The sequence below is a fragment of the Salmonella sp. SAL00670 genome (genome assembly GCF_046552235.1).
Taxonomy (GTDB): Bacteria; Pseudomonadota; Gammaproteobacteria; order Enterobacterales; family Enterobacteriaceae; genus Salmonella; species Salmonella enterica.
Window position 1 is genome coordinate 703,497 of the sequence record NZ_JBGDUO010000002.1, and the last position, 17,161, is coordinate 720,657.

The 17,161-nt window shown below is 53.8% G+C and carries 19 protein-coding genes; 5 read left to right on the plus strand and 14 right to left on the minus strand.

Annotation, left to right across the window (positions count from 1 at the left end; translation table 11 throughout):
• The first annotated feature begins 52 nt into the window (after nt 1-52).
• Nucleotides 53-1,306, plus strand: a complete 1,254-nt coding sequence (gene codB, locus ACLJRS_RS10895; RefSeq protein WP_000076266.1) for a cytosine permease — start codon at nt 53-55, stop codon at nt 1,304-1,306.
• The gene (locus ACLJRS_RS10900; RefSeq protein WP_001180681.1) at nt 1,293-2,573 is read left to right on the plus strand and encodes a cytosine deaminase; all 1,281 of its coding nucleotides are present in this window, start codon (nt 1,293-1,295) and stop codon (nt 2,571-2,573) included. Before codB ends, ACLJRS_RS10900 begins: the two co-directional genes overlap by 14 nt.
• 82 nt (nt 2,574-2,655) lie before the next feature.
• On the opposite strand, the gene nanQ is transcribed toward ACLJRS_RS10900, so the two are convergent.
• From nanQ to zapE, 12 genes are all read right to left on the minus strand, one after another.
• A complete protein-coding gene (nanQ, locus tag ACLJRS_RS10905; protein WP_000979905.1) occupies nt 2,656-3,123 on the minus strand; it encodes an N-acetylneuraminate anomerase in 468 nt (155 codons plus the stop codon).
• Nucleotides 3,120-3,995, minus strand: coding sequence for an N-acetylmannosamine kinase (gene nanK / locus ACLJRS_RS10910; protein ID WP_000208970.1), 876 nt, complete (start codon nt 3,993-3,995; stop codon nt 3,120-3,122). Before nanK ends, nanQ begins: the two co-directional genes overlap by 4 nt.
• The gene (locus ACLJRS_RS10915; RefSeq protein ID WP_000054441.1) at nt 3,992-4,681 is read right to left on the minus strand and encodes an N-acetylmannosamine-6-phosphate 2-epimerase; all 690 of its coding nucleotides are present in this window, start codon (nt 4,679-4,681) and stop codon (nt 3,992-3,994) included. Before ACLJRS_RS10915 ends, nanK begins: the two co-directional genes overlap by 4 nt.
• 46 nt (nt 4,682-4,727) lie before the next feature.
• Nucleotides 4,728-6,218, minus strand: coding sequence for a sialic acid transporter NanT (nanT, locus tag ACLJRS_RS10920; protein ID WP_000108071.1), 1,491 nt, complete (start codon nt 6,216-6,218; stop codon nt 4,728-4,730).
• Between the two features lie 115 nt (nt 6,219-6,333).
• Nucleotides 6,334-7,227: an N-acetylneuraminate lyase gene (gene nanA, locus ACLJRS_RS10925; protein WP_001029665.1), complete on the minus strand. Its 894-nt coding sequence runs from the start codon at nt 7,225-7,227 to the stop codon at nt 6,334-6,336.
• A 134-nt stretch (nt 7,228-7,361) separates the two neighbouring features.
• Nucleotides 7,362-8,153 carry a transcriptional regulator NanR gene (gene nanR, locus ACLJRS_RS10930; RefSeq protein WP_000382922.1) on the minus strand — a complete coding sequence of 264 codons (792 nt, stop codon included), beginning with the start codon at nt 8,151-8,153 and terminating at the stop codon, nt 7,362-7,364.
• Nucleotides 8,154-8,261: 108 nt separating this feature from the next.
• Nucleotides 8,262-8,762, minus strand: coding sequence for a ClpXP protease specificity-enhancing factor (gene sspB, locus ACLJRS_RS10935; protein WP_000366112.1), 501 nt, complete (start codon nt 8,760-8,762; stop codon nt 8,262-8,264).
• 5 nt (nt 8,763-8,767) lie between these two features.
• Complete coding sequence (gene sspA, locus ACLJRS_RS10940) at nt 8,768-9,406, minus strand: stringent starvation protein SspA (RefSeq protein WP_000257298.1); 639 nt, start codon at nt 9,404-9,406, stop codon at nt 8,768-8,770.
• A gap of 262 nt (nt 9,407-9,668) precedes the next feature.
• The gene (locus tag ACLJRS_RS10945) at nt 9,669-10,421 is read right to left on the minus strand and encodes a DUF695 domain-containing protein (RefSeq protein WP_000950539.1); all 753 of its coding nucleotides are present in this window, start codon (nt 10,419-10,421) and stop codon (nt 9,669-9,671) included.
• Between the two features lie 199 nt (nt 10,422-10,620).
• Nucleotides 10,621-11,013, minus strand: coding sequence for a 30S ribosomal protein S9 (gene rpsI / locus ACLJRS_RS10950; protein WP_000829815.1), 393 nt, complete (start codon nt 11,011-11,013; stop codon nt 10,621-10,623).
• A 15-nt stretch (nt 11,014-11,028) separates the two neighbouring features.
• Complete coding sequence (gene rplM / locus ACLJRS_RS10955) at nt 11,029-11,457, minus strand: 50S ribosomal protein L13 (RefSeq protein ID WP_000847559.1); 429 nt, start codon at nt 11,455-11,457, stop codon at nt 11,029-11,031.
• 301 nt (nt 11,458-11,758) lie between these two features.
• Nucleotides 11,759-12,883, minus strand: coding sequence for a cell division protein ZapE (gene zapE / locus ACLJRS_RS10960; protein WP_001191222.1), 1,125 nt, complete (start codon nt 12,881-12,883; stop codon nt 11,759-11,761).
• Nucleotides 12,884-13,075: 192 nt separating this feature from the next.
• Between zapE and zapG the strand changes: the two genes are divergently transcribed.
• The 3 genes from zapG to degS all read left to right on the plus strand — a co-directional run bounded on the left by zapG (nt 13,076) and on the right by degS (nt 16,161).
• Nucleotides 13,076-13,474 (plus strand): Z-ring associated protein ZapG, encoded by a 399-nt coding sequence (gene zapG / locus ACLJRS_RS10965; RefSeq protein ID WP_001519074.1) that lies wholly within the window; start codon nt 13,076-13,078, stop codon nt 13,472-13,474.
• A 156-nt stretch (nt 13,475-13,630) separates the two neighbouring features.
• Entirely contained in the window at nt 13,631-14,998 is a 1,368-nt protein-coding gene (gene degQ / locus ACLJRS_RS10970; RefSeq protein ID WP_000716690.1) for a serine endoprotease DegQ, read from the plus strand.
• 92 nt (nt 14,999-15,090) lie between these two features.
• Complete coding sequence (gene degS / locus ACLJRS_RS10975; RefSeq protein ID WP_000497732.1) at nt 15,091-16,161, plus strand: outer membrane-stress sensor serine endopeptidase DegS; 1,071 nt, start codon at nt 15,091-15,093, stop codon at nt 16,159-16,161.
• 33 nt (nt 16,162-16,194) lie between these two features.
• Here the strand turns inward: degS and ACLJRS_RS10980 are convergent, their stop codons facing one another.
• Both ACLJRS_RS10980 and ACLJRS_RS10985 read right to left on the minus strand, forming a co-directional pair.
• Nucleotides 16,195-16,926, minus strand: coding sequence for a triphosphoribosyl-dephospho-CoA synthase (locus ACLJRS_RS10980; protein WP_000602035.1), 732 nt, complete (start codon nt 16,924-16,926; stop codon nt 16,195-16,197).
• Nucleotides 16,927-16,945: 19 nt separating this feature from the next.
• The coding region (locus ACLJRS_RS10985) for a sodium ion-translocating decarboxylase subunit beta (RefSeq protein ID WP_020979010.1) at nt 16,946-17,161 on the minus strand (216 nt) is incomplete at its 5' end.

A 17,161-nucleotide genomic window follows, 5' to 3' on the forward strand; every position in this document is an offset into this window, starting at 1 on the left:
GAGAACTGTATATTATGCGGCGGATTTTTTGGGCAAAATTCATGGAGGCGTTGTGTCGCAGGACAACAATTATAGCCAGGGCCCCGTCCCTCTGGCGGCGCGGAAGGGCGTGATTCCACTGACGTTTGTCATGTTGGGTTTAACGTTTTTTTCCGCCAGTATGTGGACCGGAGGGACACTCGGCACCGGTCTTTCTTATAATGATTTCTTCCTCGCAGTTCTCTTCGGTAATCTCCTCCTCGGTATCTACACTGCATTTCTTGGTTACATCGGCGCAAAAACCGGACTCTCCACTCACCTCCTTGCACGTTACTCCTTTGGCGTTAAAGGCTCATGGCTTCCCTCGCTACTGCTAGGCGGTACTCAAGTGGGCTGGTTTGGCGTTGGCGTAGCGATGTTCGCTATTCCGGTCAGTAAAGCGACGGGCATTGATGCCAATATCCTGATTGCCGTTTCGGGTCTACTGATGACCCTGACCATTTTTTTCGGCATCTCGGCGCTGACCATTTTGTCTATCGTTGCCGTACCCGCGATCGTTATTCTGGGCAGCTACTCCGTCTGGCTGGCGGTCAGCGGCGTGGGTGGGCTGGAGCATTTAAAAACGATAGTGCCGCAGACGCCGCTGGATTTTTCCAGCGCGCTGGCGCTGGTGGTGGGCTCGTTTGTCAGCGCCGGTACATTGACCGCCGACTTCGTCCGCTTCGGGCGTCATGCCAAAAGCGCCGTACTGATTGCGATGGTCGCTTTTTTCCTCGGCAACTCGCTGATGTTTATCTTTGGCGCGGCAGGCGCTGCCGCCGTCGGTCAGGCGGATATCTCTGACGTGATGATAGCGCAGGGGCTGCTGCTGCCCGCGATTGTGGTGCTTGGCCTGAATATCTGGACCACCAACGATAACGCGCTGTACGCATCGGGTCTGGGCTTCGCCAATATTACCGGTCTTTCCAGCCGTACGCTGTCGGTGGTGAACGGGATTATCGGTACCGTGTGCGCGCTGTGGCTTTACAATAATTTTGTCGGCTGGCTGACGTTCCTGTCATCTGCCATCCCACCGATTGGCGGAGTGATTATTGCCGACTATCTGTTGAACCGTCGCCGCTATGCCGACTTCAACACCGTGCGCTTTATTCCCGTTAACTGGATTGCTATTCTTTCCGTCGCGCTGGGCATCGCCGCCGGACATTATGTTCCTGGTATTGTGCCCGTCAACGCCGTACTCGGCGGCGTCTTCAGCTATATCCTGCTGAATCCACTTTTCAACCGCAGCCTTGCTAAATCACCAGAGGTCAGCCATGCAGAACAATAACATCACTATTCGTCAGACGCGTCTGCAGGGACACGAAGGATTATGGCAGATTACGATTGAAAACGGGCGCTTTAGCCGGATTGAGCCTCAGGAAGCCGCATCGTTACCGCAGGGCGAAGTGCTTGATGCCGAAGGCGGTCTGGCTATTCCACCGTTTGTTGAGCCACATATCCACCTGGATACCACGCAAACGGCGGGTGAACCGAGCTGGAACCAGTCCGGCACACTGTTTGAAGGGATTGAGCGCTGGGCAGAACGTAAAGCAATGCTCACGCATGAAGATGTGAAAGCGCGCGCGATGCAGACCCTGAAATGGCAGATGGCTAACGGCATCCAGTACGTTCGTACTCACGTTGACGTTTCAGATCCTACGCTCACCGCGCTGAAAGCCATGCTGGAAGTGAAGCAAGAGGTTGCGCCGTGGGTAGACCTACAAATCGTCGCCTTTCCGCAAGAAGGTATTCTGTCTTATCCCAACGGTGAAGCGCTGTTAGAGGAAGCCGTGCGTTTGGGCGCTGACGTTATTGGCGCCATTCCGCACTTTGAGTTCACGCGGGAATATGGCGTTGAATCGCTGCACAAAATCTTTGCACTGGCGCAGAAATACGATCGCTTGATCGATGTGCACTGCGACGAAATTGATGACGAGCAGTCTCGCTTTGTCGAAACGGTCGCGGCGCTGGCGCATCGTGATGGCATGGGGGCGCGCGTGACCGCCAGCCACACCACGGCTATGCACTCGTACAACGGCGCGTATGCGTCACGCCTGTTCCGCCTGTTGAAAATGTCGGGGATTAACTTCGTCGCCAACCCGCTGGTGAATATTCATCTGCAAGGGCGGTTTGACACTTACCCGAAACGTCGTGGCGTCACGCGAGTGAAAGAGATGCTGGAAGCGGGGATCAACGTCTGCTTTGGCCATGATGACGTCTTCGACCCGTGGTATCCATTAGGCACAGCAAATATGCTGCAGGTGTTGTATATGGGGTTACACGTTTGCCAGTTGATGGGGTATGGGCAAATCAACGACGGGTTAAATCTGATCACTACCCACAGCGCAAAAACCCTGCATTTACAGGACTACGGTCTGAGCGTCGGCAATGCCGCGAATCTGGTTATCTTACCCGCTGAGAATGGATTCGATGCGGTACGTCGCCAGACGCCTGCCCGTTACTCGATTCGCCACGGGCGGGTTATTGCCGAGACGGTGCCGAGCCAGACGACGCTGCACCTGACCCAGCCGGAAGCCGTGACGTTTAAGCGTTAACCCGTCATACCCGCGCTCTCCGGCACATTCACCACGCAGCCCCGTAAGGGGCTGCGTTCGGAAGACTGCTCCGGCAAGAGATTCAGGCCGCCAGCAGACTGGCGCGTACTTTCACTACCACTTTTTTGATGTCATCTGGCTCACCCACTGCACATCCCGGTTTATGCGGTTCTCCCGGCATAAACACAGCAAACATCCCCGCTTGCAGCGTAATAGTCTGCTCGTCGACAATTTGACTACAAAGCTGGTAATCCTCTTCAACGTGCATCTCCTCGCACTGGCGAGCGGCACCGGACATCCCAAACGCAATACGCTCGACGCCGGTTAGTAGTAGCTGAATATCAATGTATTGTTCATGCAATTCCGCTTTCTTCTCGGCCGGCATTTGCGTCGTTAACTGCATTACATTCATAAAGACATTGTCGCCCTGCAATTCATAGCGCCCCGGCGCTTTCTCCTGCGGCCTTGCCGCCAGCGCGAGAGTCAAGGCATCCAACAATCGCGGATGCAACCCGCAAGAAGGCAACGACTGTACTTCCCCCATCATCATAATGTGTCTCCTTGAGCTAACAACGCAGCGCCTAATAATCCTGCGTCATGCCGATAGCGAGCGGCGCTCAGCGCCACGTGATAAGGCGCAGGCTCTTGCATCAAAAACGCGCGAACCTGCTCCAGGTATCCCTCAGCTAACCCTACGCTGCCGCCAATGACCACACACTGGCAGTCGGTAGTCGCTTTCACATCGGCGATCATTCGCGCTATTACCTGCGCGGATTGGCTTACCAGATGTCGCGCCTGCTGATGACCTTCGCCAGCGCGAATAAATAGGGTTTTGGCGTCGCATCCCGCCAGATCGTCCCGCGCCGCCGCGGCCATCCCTCGTCCAGAGGCGATGGCCTCTACGCAGCCAACGCGTCCACAGCCGCATACGGGCCCGTGTGGGTCCGCCAGGGTGTGTCCCAGGTGCCCGGCCAGACCGCCTTTTCCGGTAAGGAGCTTGCCGTCGCAGACAACGCCGCCGCCAACGCCGGTTGAAACGGTGATAAATACCATATCGCGGATATCATCAGGGAGCGCGTGATACTCCGCCCAGGCCGCCGCCTGCGCGTCGTTCACCGCCAGCGTCGGCAGGCCAGCGATCGTTTCCAGTGTTTGTACTAACGGAAAGTGTAGCAAGCCGCCCAGATTATGGGGGTTTAGCGCCAGCAGCATCCCTTCCTGAATGATCCCGGTAGAAGCTATCGCTACCTGACGCGCCTCTGCCCGTAGTGGTTCAACCAGCGCCTTTAATGCTTCACGTAACGCATCCGGCGTTTTGCTCGCGGGGGTCGGTAGCTCGCGACGCTGGCTAATGCGCAAGTTTTTGTCGATGAGCGCGGCGGCAAGTTTAGTCCCGCCAATATCAATTGCTAACGTAGTCATGACGCCGCCTTTTTTAATGCGTCGTTATACCATCCACAGATATGTTCCAGACGGGTAATGGCGGACCCCACCGTCACCGCCCATGCGCCATAGCGGATCGCCTCCGCTGCCAGTGCTGGCGAGTTATAGCGCCCTTCGGCTATTACCCGGCATCCGGCGTCATGCAACGCTTTGACTAAGGGCAGATCGGGTTCCTCCGGCGTATCGGGGGTGGTGTAGCCGGACATTGTCGTGCCGATAATGTCCGCGCCCAACCGTTGACAGGCGAGACCATCGTCCACGGATGAGCAGTCGGCCATCGCCAGTAGATGGTGGTGATGAATGCGCGCCAACAACGCCTCAACGGCTACCGGCCGTTGCCGAGCGGTTCCATCAACGGCGATAATAGCTGCTCCGGCCTGTGCCAGCGCATCTACATCGTCGAGAAAAGGGGTAATGCGCACTGGAGACTCATCCAGATCGCGTTTGATAATGCCGATAATGGGTACCGAAACGAGCGAGCGGGTCATACGCAGGTTGTCTATGCCTTCAATACGCACCGCAACCGCGCCCGCCTGTTCCGCCGCCAACGCCATTGCCGCTACAATCTCCGGCTTATCCAGCGGACTGCCCGGAACGGGCTGGCAGGAGACAATCAGGCCGCCAGAAGCGGCAATATTTTTATCCAGTTGTTCAAGTAACGACATACTACTCCCTTACAAATATTGCCCGGTTTAAAACCGGGCAAGCGGATTAACTTTTCGTTTTTACAAAGGCACCTTTACCACTGCCAAGCGGTACGGCTCCGCTGAACGGTTTGTCGTCGATAGCATCGTGGGTACGTAACGCTTCCGGACGTAGCCAACGCTGTACGCGAGACGGCATATCAAGCCCAATAAGCAGGATCACGACAAACGTCAGGCTGAAAGAGAGCGATGCCAGCGCAGTGCCCAGATCCAGACGTTGAGCGATCAGCGCTCCCAGGATCGGTGCCAGCGCGCCGCCGAGCGCGCCGACGTTATAAGTAAAGCCCAGCCCCGCCGCGCGCTGATCGGTATCGAAGTAACCGCCGATCAGTTTCGGTAGAATCCCGGCAATCCCCTGCCCCAACATCTGTTGGAAAAACAGTAGCAGACCCAGAACCCAGACGTTTGTGCCGCCAATCGCAAAGACCGGAATAATGAGGATTTGCGAGGCCAGCAGGCTACAGACATATGCTTTACGCGTTCCCAGCCAGTCGCCAAGAAAACCGCCTACGCAGCAACCAACCGCCGCGCCAAATCCGCTAAAGAACAGGACATTCGCCACCGTATGCGGATCGTAGGCCAGCTCGGTTTTCAGATAAGTGGGTAACAGCGCCTGAATCGGCCAGGAATAGAGGAAAGCAAACAGTACCACCAGCATCAGCATGACGCCAGTGGGCCAGCGTTTACCGCTGCTCTGCACCATAAAGCTGATAAAGATAACCGCGCACAGTAGTCCCAGCCCCGCCACAATCGCAGCATTTTGTAGGTTACCGGCAAAACAGAACCACAGCGCAGCGGCGGCGGCGAAAGTCATTAAAATGTTGATGATGCGATGCTCGCCCCGATAAAGAATGTCGACCATCGTGCGTACCGGCGCTTTACCCGCGTGTTTCTCTTTCCAGTCTTCCGCTTCCGGAATGTTTTTCCGCAGCCAGAGAGCGAAGATAATTGGCAAAATGCCAATGAAAAACAGCGCGCGCCAGCCCCAGACAGGCACCACCAGGCTGTACACCTGCGCGGCAACGACCGCGCCGACGGAGAAGCCGGAAATCAGAAAACCGCTGGCTTTATTGCGTAAATGTTTTGGCCAGCTTTCAATCACATAGGTCGCGCTGGAACCATATTCGCCCGCCATGCCCATACCAATCACCAGTCGGGCGATGAACATGGTGGTGTAACCGGGCGCAAACCCGCATGCCAGGGTTCCCACCGAAAACAGAATGATGCTGCTGACCATCGCCAGACGACGCCCATAGCGATCGCCCATCGCGCCCAGTAATAACCCGCCGAACCAGCGAGAGATAAAAGCCGCAGAAATCAGGCTTGCCGCCTGTACCGTCGTCAGCCCAAATTCGCTTTGTACCTCAGTCAGTACAAGAGCAATCAACACAAAATCAAAACCATCAAGCAGATATCCCAGCCAGGCAGCGGAAAATGCCCGCCACTGCGCCCGGTTGAGATGGCGATACCACGGGATGTTTTGGGTAGAAGTACTCATTTTACTCTCCCGACGATTTTTGTTGTCGTTATGCCGAATGGCGGCTCCGCCTTATCCGGCCTACTGTTCACACTGTTGTAGGCCGGGCAAGCGTAGCGCCCCCGGCATTATGCTGTTACGCCTTTTCTTCCATCAGTTGTTGAGCCAGCGCCTTGAGCGCCGGCAGGTATTTTTCATCAACAGGCGCAAACGGTTTACGACACAGCGGCACCGATAGCACGTCCATATAATGCAGGACCGTTTTCAGGCCGCGGAATACGCCGGTTTTAATCAGTAAATCAATAACCTTATTGCACTCGGTTTGCAGACGCTGCGCTTTCGCCACATCGCCCTCACGCAATGCCTGAACAATCCCCTGATAACGCCAGCCCATAATGTTGTATGTGCTGCCGATACCGCCGTCCGCGCCCGCCAGCAGACCGGAAGCGAAGATTTCGTCATAACCGTTGTACAGCACCAGATCCGGATGCGCGCGGCGGATCTGCTCCATCTGGAAGAGATCGCCGGAGGTTTGCTTCAGCGCGCTCACGCCCGGTAATGTCACCAGCGTATTGATCTGATCGAGGGTAAGTTTTACGCCGCTTAACGCCGGAATGTTGTATACCACCATCGGCAATCCATCTGCGGAATCAATGATTGCCCGATAATGGTCACAGTGCTCTTCAAAACTGAAAGGGTAATAAAAAGGCGTCACCGCAGAGACCGCATCAAAACCGTAACGCTTTGCGGCGCTGGCAAGCTGCTGGCTTTCTGCGGTGCTTACTGTCCCGACATGGGCGATCAACGTGATTTTTCCCTTCGCCTCTTCGGCGACAATCTCCAGTACCTGCTCTCTTTCAGCAAGGCTCTGTACAAATGCTTCCCCGGTGGAACCGCCAACGTACAGCCCGTCGATACCCTGCCCGATGTTAAAACGCACCAGACGGCGCAGGCTTTCGCTATCCAGTTGCTGCTGATGATCAAATGGGGTCAACAACGCCGCCATTACGCCTTGCAATGCTTTTGCCATACCTACCTCTACGGATGATGAATATATTAACTACCTACCTTTATACCTGTTATACCAGATCAAATAAGCAGCAAATAATACAGAACGCTTATAGTGCGATCTGCTTCACTAAACCGGGATCGGAGGTGCGATCGCTACCGCATTTTTTGACTTTTTTTACCGAGTGCGTGCCAGGTAGCGGAAACGCTATTGAGGTGGGTTTGCAGAGCGCGATCCGCTTTATCGGGATCTCGCTGGCGAATGGCATCAACAATCACAATATGCTGTTGATAACTCACGTTATTATGTTCATGCAGCTCACGATCGGGAACGCTTGGGCGAGCGGCGATTAGCCAGTCCAGCAGAGCAACATGAATAGCCATAAAGATCGGATTGCCGGGAATTTCAGCCAGCACCCGGTGAAACTCGACATCCGAACGAATAAACAGCGCGTTGTCATCCAGCGACTGGCTATTAATTTCCAGCGCTTTCGCTAACAACGCGATCTGCTCGTCGGTGGCATGTTCCGCCGCATAGCGTACCAGGCTGGATTCAAAGAAAAGCCGTAGCTGTTCAAAGTGAGCGATGCCGCCAGGATGAGTAAGAAAATCTTTCGCCATACCCGACAGTTCACTGATGATGGTATCAGCAGAGGGGCGCGAGACGCGGGCGCGTTCGCCGTTATTGATTTGCACCAGACCTTTACGCTTCAGCGCAGCTAACGCTTCACGCACGGAGGGACGTCCCACATTGAAGAAGGCCATTAATTCACGTTCAGACGGTAGCTGTTCTCCCTCGCCAAACTCATGACGGCGGATCATCTGCTCCAGCTCTTCCTCAACCATTTCAGACAGTTTTTTACGCGCCAGCGGGCGGCGGCGCAAACTACGCCCGAGGGATGTCGGAGAATCTTCTGCTTGCGAATCAAAAGCGTTCATAACGTCCATTCATGAGTGGTCGGTGGCAAATAATAGCAAGCTTATCGTAACACAGCTTTAAAAGCAGGGTGAACCCGAGAGGAGACCAAACAAAACAGGCCCTTCAGGGCCTGTTGATTATTTTACTACACGCAGCGCCGGACGTCCGCCACGCGGCGGAGGCGGCTCGTCATCAGGACTACTGTCGTCATCGTGGTCGGGCTTATCACCATCAATGACGGACATCACGGTCTCGCTTTCCGCGCCTGCGGTATTGTCATCATCATTTAAGCTGACAACGTCTTCATCATAGGCGGCTTCAGGCTCAAACATGGTGCCTGCGCCATTTTCACGGGCGTAAATCGCCAGCACCGCAGCCAAAGGCACAGAAACCTGACGGGGAACGCCGCCGAAGCGCGCATTAAAACGCACTTCATCATTAGACAGCTCCAGATTACCTACCGCTCGCGGCGCAATATTGAGGACGATTTGCCCATCGCGCGCATATTCCATAGGGACATGCACGCCAGGCAGCATCACATCCACCACCAGATGCGGGGTCAACTGGTTATCCAGCAACCACTCGTAGAAAGCACGCAACAGATAAGGACGACGCGGCGTCAACTGTGACAAATCCATACAGGTTAACCCCGACCGAGGCGCATTTCACGTTCAGCTTCGGTTAAAGAAGCCAGGAAAGAATCACGTTCAAAGACGCGGGTCATATAGCCTTTCAGCTCTTTCGCCCCTGCGCCGCTGAATTCAATACCCAACTGCGGTAAACGCCACAAGAGAGGCGCCAGGTAGCAATCAACCAGGCTGAATTCGTCGCTCAGGAAATACGGTTTCTGACCAAATACCGGCGCAATCGCCAGCAGCTCTTCACGCAGTTGTTTACGCGCAGAGTCGGCCTCGGAAGCAGACCCGTTTACGATGACGTTCATCAGCGTATACCAGTCTTTTTCAATACGGTGCATGTACAGACGGCTTTCACCGCGCGCGACCGGATAAACCGGCATCAGCGGCGGATGAGGGAAACGCTCATCCAGATATTCCATAATGATGCGAGATTCCCACAGGGTCAGCTCACGATCCACCAGTGTCGGAACGCTTTGATTCGGGTTGAGGTCAATCAGATCCTGAGGTGGATTGTCCTTTTCCACATGTTCGATCTCAAAACTAACACCCTTTTCAGCCAACACAATGCGGACCTGATGGCTATAGATGTCAGTAGGACCAGAAAACAGCGTCATTACCGAACGTTTGTTGGCAGCGACAGCCATGAAAACCTCCAGGTATATTCAGAATTTTTACTGCTACCAGCCACAATGTGACCAGCCAGATGTTATGTCACCCAGGGCGAAAAAAGCCATCATTGCTCAGAAACGAGACAAAAAATGAACATTCCCCGCTATTTGGGCAGAAAATTGGATGATAGTTTACCAGATTTTGTGACCTTTGTGGTGAGTCGATTCTGGAAATGAGGAAAAAGAGATATTCCTGGTCTGAAATGCTCGCCCCACCTGAGATATTGTCTTTCGCCTGTTATGCCTGTACTACCGGTGCGCCCCAGCCATCAAAACTGCCGCCATGTTTTTCAGCCAGATCGGTAAGCTGGCAAGTGATTTCTGTCATATGCCATTGTTGCGGAGCATCGGTGCTGATAAAAGACGCCATAAACCCCTGTTGCGGGTCATTCATTCGAATACTGACCAGCGTTATGCCATACGGTAATGCAGCAATATCTTGCGCCAGGTCGCGCGCTGCGACCTCTGTAGGCAATGTCGCATAATAATCAATAGCGCGCGGAAGCGTCAGATCATCACCTTGTTCCTGTAATCCCCGGCACACACGGGAATCGTGTATCCAGTTCCAGTCGTATCGGGTTGGATACAAGAACTGGCGGTAAAAGTTTCCTTTATCATTGTGACTCTCTCTATAACTAAAAGAGATTTCCGGGCCACCAGCGAGCAATTTATCCAGCGTCTTTTCCCAGTTAAGATCCTCTTCCGACATGAACACAAAATCGCGCCAGCCTTGTTGGGTAACCACACCCACCAGCCAGATCGGAAACGTCTTCCCCTTTTCATCAAGCCAGTCCTCTATACGATTTAAACGCTGTGTTTCATCGGGCTGCGGTAAACCATTTTCATAACAGTTGGTGTAATGAACACGTAAGAACCCGGTATGGATAAGGCGATCAAATTTTTCATCCTGAATGGCGCCGATATCCACACGTATCCCCGTAACATGGTCATCCACCGTTGTTATAAAGAATTCCCATTTATTCGACAGCATTAACGACTCTTTCTTAGTAAACAATGCGTTAAAAAATCCCACTGCGACTTCCTTTTCTCTGAGCGTGCATGAAAGATGAATAAGATGAGAATAATGCTAAAGATAGGGAGGAAAAGAGACTGGATTCGGACTTTAGCCATAAAAAAACCCGCCGAAGCGGGTTTTTTCGCTAACAGTTGTCTGCCGAAGCAGAACCCCATTAACGTTTGGAGAACTGCGGACGACGACGTGCTTTACGCAGGCCGACTTTCTTACGTTCAACCTGACGAGCGTCACGAGTAACGAAGCCAGCTTTACGCAGTTCGCCACGCAGGGACTCGTCGTACTCCATCAGAGCGCGGGTGATACCGTGACGGATCGCACCAGCCTGACCAGAGATACCACCACCTTTAACAGTGATGTACAGATCCAGTTTCTCAACCATGTCGACCAGTTCCAGCGGCTGACGAACTACCATGCGGGCAGTTTCACGACCGAAGTACTGTTCCAGAGAACGTTGGTTGATAACGATTTTACCGTTGCCCGGTTTGATGAAAACGCGAGCTGCGGAACTTTTGCGGCGACCAGTGCCGTAGTATTGATTTTCAGCCATTGCCTATAATCCCGATTAGATGTCAAGAACTTGCGGTTGCTGTGCCGCGTGGTTGTGCTCGTTGCCCGCGTAAACTTTCAGTTTACGGAACATAGCACGACCCAGCGGGCCTTTTGGCAGCATGCCTTTAACCGCGATTTCAATCACACGCTCAGGACGGCGGGCAATCATCTCTTCAAAGGTCGCTTGTTTGATACCACCGATGTGGCCGGTGTGGTGATAGTACACTTTGTCAGTACGCTTGTTGCCGGTTACAGCAACTTTGTCAGCGTTCAGAACGATGATGTAATCACCAGTATCTACGTGCGGAGTGTATTCCGCTTTGTGCTTACCGCGCAGGCGACGAGCCAGTTCAGTAGCCAGACGGCCCAGAGTTTTACCGGTCGCGTCAACAACATACCAGTCGCGTTTTACGGTTTCTGGTTTAGCTGTAAAAGTTTTCATTAAAAGCTTACCCAAATAAATAAGTTACACGTTGGTGAACACCCAAACGTTTTAAATAGTTGAGGTTCACACGACAAAGTCCGGTAAACCTACCCCCTCGGATATGTTTGGCCGGCACAGAGAAAGTTTGGGAAAAAACTCTCTTGTAACGTGGGGTCGCAGGATTATAGAGAAGTCCAGGTCAAAGATCGACCCCTTTTTGCGATTTGCCGCGGGTTTTGTTCAGGCCTGGTTCACCCTCGGTCGGGGAGGTTGCACAGATATAATACCGCATAATGCCGGGGCGCTGCGCTTGTCCGGCTTACGGCATATGCTCCCGCTTGAGGTACTCCGCACTCTGCATCTCTTGCAGGCGTGACAGACAGCGCTGAAATTCAAACTTGAGCCGTTCCCCCTGATAAATTTCATATAACGGTGCGGCGGCGCTGACCACCAGCTTAACGTGGCGCTCGTAAAACTCATCCACCAGCGCAATAAAGCGGCGCGCTTCGTTCTCCATCAGCGGCGTCATGACCGGCACGTCAAACAGCAGAACCGTGTGAAATAACCTTGAGAGCGCAATGTAATCATGCTGGCTGCGGGCCTCGACGCACAGCGTAGCGAAAGAGACCGCTAGCGTTTGGTTTTCAACGCCCAGGGTGGATAAAGAGCGATGATTGATTTCCAGCGTCGGAGCGTGCTCGCGCGCGGCCCCCGCTAACGCCAGCCACAGTTTATCCATTTGCCGCCGGGTTTCATCATTAAGCGGCGTTAGCCATAAATGGGCCTGCGTCAGCGTCCGCAGCCGGTAATCGACGCCGGCGTCCACATTCATAATGTCGCAGTGCTGTTTAATGGCATCGATAGCCGGCAGGAAGCGGGCGCGTTGCAAACCGTTGCGGTAGAGTTCATCCGGCGGAATATTGGAGGTCGCGACCAGCGTAATGCCGCGTGCAAACAGCGCTTTCATTAAACCGCCCAGCAGCATGGCGTCGGTAATATCGGTGACGAAAAACTCATCGAAACACAGTACGTCCGTCTCGGTTTTAAACCGATCGGCAATAATGTCTAACGGATCGATCTGTCCCTGTAGCGCGGTAAGTTCTTCATGCACGCGCAGCATAAACCGATGAAAATGCAGGCGTAATTTTCGCTCACCCGGCAGGCTGTGGTAGAAGAGATCCATGAGCCAGGTTTTGCCGCGACCCACGCCCCCCCACATATACAGCCCGCGAACCGGTATTTGCGCGTCCGGTTCGTTTTTGCCTAATAATTTCCCCAGTCGCGCTATCAGTCCGCCGGGTGGCGTAGCCGACGATTTTTTCGCGGTGAGCGCCTGATAAAGGGTTTCCAGACGGTCGACCGCCTCTTTCTGTACGTCGTCAGGCTGATGGGTGCCTTCGTTGAGTGCCTGGAGATAACGCGATGTAGGGGAAAGGCTTTGCATAATGTTATTGTTATTCCTTGAAAATCGATGTGCCGTCGTTCACGGCTGACGAAAAAAAGGCCGTTCTACACTACGCGATATGCTGTCGGGATTCCACTTCTACGGAATTAGCGGTTATAGTGGCATAATCAGGCGCGGGCATGGAGCCTGGAGCCAACACCCTACGGAAACATAAGACAACGGGAGATGTTCATGACCTGGGAATATGCGCTAATTGGATTAGTCGTCGGTATCATCATTGGTGCCGTGGCCATGCGTTTTGGTAATCGTAAGTTACGTCAACAGCAGGCATTGCAGTACGAACTGGAAAAAAACAAAGCTGAGCTGGAAGAGTACCGTGAAGAGCTGGTTAGCCACTTTGCCCGCAGCGCGGAACTGCTGGATACCATGGCGCATGATTACCGCCAGCTGTATCAGCATATGGCGAAAAGCTCCAGCAGCCTGCTGCCGGAAATGTCTGCGGAGTCGAATCCGTTCCGTAACCGTCTGGCGGAGTCTGAGGCGAGCAACGATCAGGCGCCAGTACAAATGCCACGTGATTATTCTGAAGGCGCGTCTGGCCTGTTACGTAGCGGCGCAAAGCGCGATTAATCGCACGCCGTTAAGAAATTTATCGGGCGCATCGCTTGCGCCCTCTCTCTATCTTTCCTGTCCCAGCTATTATCATTGTTACCAGGCTGAAAATTCAATAACATCAATCTGTTTTGAATTGTCTATCCGTTCATTCAAGGTACGAGAGCAGCATCCATGAAAAAACACACCCAGCTGTTAAGTGCATTAGCGTTAAGTGTCGGGTTAACTCTTTCGGCGCCGTTTCCAGCCCTTGCATCGATACCAGGCCAGGTGCCAGGCCAGGCGACGCTGCCAAGCCTTGCCCCTATGCTGGAGAAAGTGCTGCCTGCTGTCGTCAGCGTAAAAGTCGAGGGAACCGCCGCCCAGAGCCAAAAAGTGCCGGAGGAGTTTAAAAAATTCTTTGGCGAGGATCTGCCAGACCAGCCGTCCCAGCCGTTTGAAGGACTCGGTTCGGGGGTGATTATTGATGCCGCGAAAGGCTATGTATTAACCAATAATCATGTGATTAATCAGGCACAGAAGATCAGTATTCAACTGAATGACGGACGCGAATTCGACGCGAAGCTGATCGGCGGCGACGACCAGAGCGATATCGCTCTGTTACAAATTCAGAATCCCAGCAAGTTAACGCAAATTGCCATCGCCGATTCCGACAAACTCCGCGTCGGCGATTTCGCCGTGGCAGTCGGTAATCCGTTTGGCCTTGGGCAAACCGCCACCTCCGGGATTATTTCAGCGCTGGGACGCAGCGGGCTTAATCTGGAAGGGCTTGAGAACTTTATTCAAACCGATGCCTCTATTAACCGCGGCAACTCCGGCGGCGCGCTGCTTAACCTGAACGGCGAGCTGATCGGGATTAATACCGCGATCCTCGCGCCAGGGGGCGGGAGCATCGGCATTGGCTTTGCTATTCCTTCCAATATGGCGCAGACGCTGGCGCAGCAGTTGATTCAGTTCGGCGAAATCAAACGCGGATTGCTGGGAATTAAAGGCACTGAAATGACCGCTGATATCGCTAAGGCATTCAAACTGAACGTTCAGCGTGGCGCTTTTGTCAGCGAGGTTTTACCCAATTCAGGTTCGGCGAAGGCCGGGGTGAAATCCGGAGACGTGATTATCAGTCTTAACGGTAAGCCGCTGAATAGCTTTGCCGAACTGCGTTCACGTATCGCCACCACCGAACCGGGTACGAAAGTGAAGCTGGGCCTGCTGCGCGATGGTAAGCCGCTGGAGGTGGAAGTCACGCTGGATTCCAATACCTCTTCTTCCGCCAGCGCCGAAATGATCGCCCCGGCGTTGCAAGGCGCGACGTTGAGCGACGGCCAGCTGAAAGACGGGACGAAAGGCGTTAAGGTTGATAGCGTCGAAAAAAGCAGTCCTGCCGCGCAGGCCGGTTTGCAAAAAGATGATGTTATCATCGGCGTTAATCGCGATCGCATCAGTTCTATCGCCGAAATGCGCAAAGTGATGGCGGCAAAACCGTCCATCATTGCTCTTCAGGTAGTACGCGGCAACGAGAACATTTATCTATTGCTGCGCTAATCCTGTCTTAAACCGGGCATCAGCCTGCGATGTGATGTCCGGTTAACTCATGGTATGCTGCTGCCGTTCCCTTTTTTAACGACGCCTCCATCATGTTTGTGAAGCTCTTACGTTCGGTCACAATAGGTTTAATTGTCGGCGCTATTCTGTTGGCCGTGATGCCTTCTTTGCGCAAAATTAATCCTATCGCCGTCCCGCAATTCGACAGTACCGATGAGACGCCAGCCAGTTATAATTTTGCGGTTCGCCGCGCCGCGCCTGCCGTCGTCAACGTCTATAACCGCAGTATGAACAGTACCGCGCATAATCAACTGGAGATCCGCACGCTGGGTTCCGGCGTGATCATGGATCAACGCGGTTATATTATTACCAACAAGCACGTGATTAACGATGCCGATCAGATTATCGTCGCGCTACAGGATGGCCGCGTCTTTGAAGCGCTACTGGTTGGCTCCGATTCGCTTACCGACCTGGCGGTGCTGAAGATCAACGCCACTGGCGGGCTGCCTACCATCCCGATTAATACAAAGCGTACACCGCATATTGGCGACGTCGTACTGGCTATCGGCAACCCATATAATCTGGGACAGACCATCACCCAGGGAATCATCAGCGCAACGGGTCGTATCGGCCTGAACCCGACGGGGCGACAGAATTTTCTCCAGACCGACGCCTCGATTAACCACGGTAATTCCGGCGGCGCGCTGGTCAACTCGTTAGGCGAACTGATGGGGATCAACACCCTCTCTTTTGATAAGAGTAACGATGGCGAAACGCCGGAAGGCCTTGGTTTTGCGATTCCCTTCCAGCTAGCCACGAAAATTATGGATAAGCTTATCCGCGACGGTCGCGTGATTCGCGGCTATATCGGTATTGGCGGACGAGAAATCGCGCCGCTGCACGCGCAGCAGGGTAGCGGCATGGACCCGATTCAGGGCATTGTCGTTAATGAAGTGACGCCAAACGGCCCCGCCGCGCTTGCCGGTATTCAGGTTAATGATTTGATTATTTCGGTCAATAATAAACCCGCTGTGTCCGCGCTGGAGACGATGGATCAGGTGGCGGAAATCCGCCCGGGCTCCGTCATTCCGGTCGTGGTAATGCGGGATGATAAGCAGCTCACGTTCCAGGTGACGGTGCAGGAATACCCGGCGTCGAACTAAAACGACGCGGCTTTTGCCTGCGTCGTTCGACGGCTAGTCAATAAAGACTGGCCCTGCCGGAAAATGCGCCAGGAAACTCGTGAAGATCAGCAGAGCGGGGAGACTTTTCTCCCCGACGGCTTCTTCACGCAGCGCCTTATCGAGTGCCAATAAGCCAGACTCGCCCCCTTCCCCCAGAATGCCGCCCATCCAGAGCAGTCGTTGCGCCTGTTGACGCGCATACTGCGATGCGCTTTTCCAGGCAACCAGATGCAGCAACGTTTGTAACAGCAGGATCCGAGACGCGTGACCATCGCGTTGTAATCGCCTGAATACGGGTAATGCAATACTACGTACCGTCGAGAAACCGCTCGCCGCCTCCCCCTCAATCGGCGATAAACCAACAGCCGCCTGTTTGACGAAATCGCATAACTGATTGTGTGTTAATGGCCGCTCGCCTGCGCTCATATACCCTGCGGCAAAACAGAGTAACCCGATACCCTGAGCCCAATCGGTTGATGGCAGAATCCCCTGCGGAACATTCGGTGCCGACGTCTGTGCGGCACAAAGCCCCTCGTCGTAACACTGTGCAAAACGTTGCTCATATATTGCTGAGTTGACGCCAGACCACGGCAGTAAATGCAGCGCTGGCTCAAGCTCAGTTATCTGATTCACCGTCTCAACAACATAACGCAAGATGGTTTCTCTGGATGGCATGGATGTACCTTGCCGAAACGCAACCATTTCACTCATTACTGTGTCCTCATTTTGCGGGAGCAGAATCACTGCTCCCGATTAGATTGGATTACATCGCCAGCACGTACTTCAGCATCACGCCCGCCGCAATGGCCGAGCCAATCACCCCCGCCACGTTCGGGCCCATCGCGTGCATCAGCAGGAAGTTCTGCGGGTCCGATTCCAGCCCCACCTTGTTCGATACGCGTGCCGCCATCGGCACTGCCGACACGCCGGCGGAGCCAATCAGCGGGTTGATTTTGTTCTTACTGCACAGGTTCAGCAG

What these genes read in the sequence shown, in the direction of transcription:
- sspB (WP_000366112.1), bottom strand. Translation starts at nt 8,762, where the DNA reads ATGGATTTGTCACAGTTGACGCCGCGTCGTCCTTATCTGTTGCGTGCT.
- nanT (WP_000108071.1), bottom strand. Translation starts at nt 6,218, where the DNA reads ATGAGTACTTCTACCCAAAACATCCCGTGGTATCGCCATCTCAACCGG.
- nanA (WP_001029665.1), bottom strand. Translation starts at nt 7,227, where the DNA reads ATGGCAAAAGCATTGCAAGGCGTAATGGCGGCGTTGTTGACCCCATTT.
- ACLJRS_RS10900 (WP_001180681.1), top strand. Translation starts at nt 1,293, where the DNA reads ATGCAGAACAATAACATCACTATTCGTCAGACGCGTCTGCAGGGACAC.
- zapE (WP_001191222.1), bottom strand. Translation starts at nt 12,883, where the DNA reads ATGCAAAGCCTTTCCCCTACATCGCGTTATCTCCAGGCACTCAACGAA.
- degS (WP_000497732.1), top strand. Translation starts at nt 15,091, where the DNA reads ATGTTTGTGAAGCTCTTACGTTCGGTCACAATAGGTTTAATTGTCGGC.
- degQ (WP_000716690.1), top strand. Translation starts at nt 13,631, where the DNA reads ATGAAAAAACACACCCAGCTGTTAAGTGCATTAGCGTTAAGTGTCGGG.
- nanR (WP_000382922.1), bottom strand. Translation starts at nt 8,153, where the DNA reads ATGGACGTTATGAACGCTTTTGATTCGCAAGCAGAAGATTCTCCGACA.
- zapG (WP_001519074.1), top strand. Translation starts at nt 13,076, where the DNA reads ATGACCTGGGAATATGCGCTAATTGGATTAGTCGTCGGTATCATCATT.
- ACLJRS_RS10915 (WP_000054441.1), bottom strand. Translation starts at nt 4,681, where the DNA reads ATGTCGTTACTTGAACAACTGGATAAAAATATTGCCGCTTCTGGCGGC.
- sspA (WP_000257298.1), bottom strand. Translation starts at nt 9,406, where the DNA reads ATGGCTGTCGCTGCCAACAAACGTTCGGTAATGACGCTGTTTTCTGGT.
- nanQ (WP_000979905.1), bottom strand. Translation starts at nt 3,123, where the DNA reads ATGATGATGGGGGAAGTACAGTCGTTGCCTTCTTGCGGGTTGCATCCG.
- rplM (WP_000847559.1), bottom strand. Translation starts at nt 11,457, where the DNA reads ATGAAAACTTTTACAGCTAAACCAGAAACCGTAAAACGCGACTGGTAT.
- ACLJRS_RS10945 (WP_000950539.1), bottom strand. Translation starts at nt 10,421, where the DNA reads ATGCTGTCGAATAAATGGGAATTCTTTATAACAACGGTGGATGACCAT.
- nanK (WP_000208970.1), bottom strand. Translation starts at nt 3,995, where the DNA reads ATGACTACGTTAGCAATTGATATTGGCGGGACTAAACTTGCCGCCGCG.
- rpsI (WP_000829815.1), bottom strand. Translation starts at nt 11,013, where the DNA reads ATGGCTGAAAATCAATACTACGGCACTGGTCGCCGCAAAAGTTCCGCA.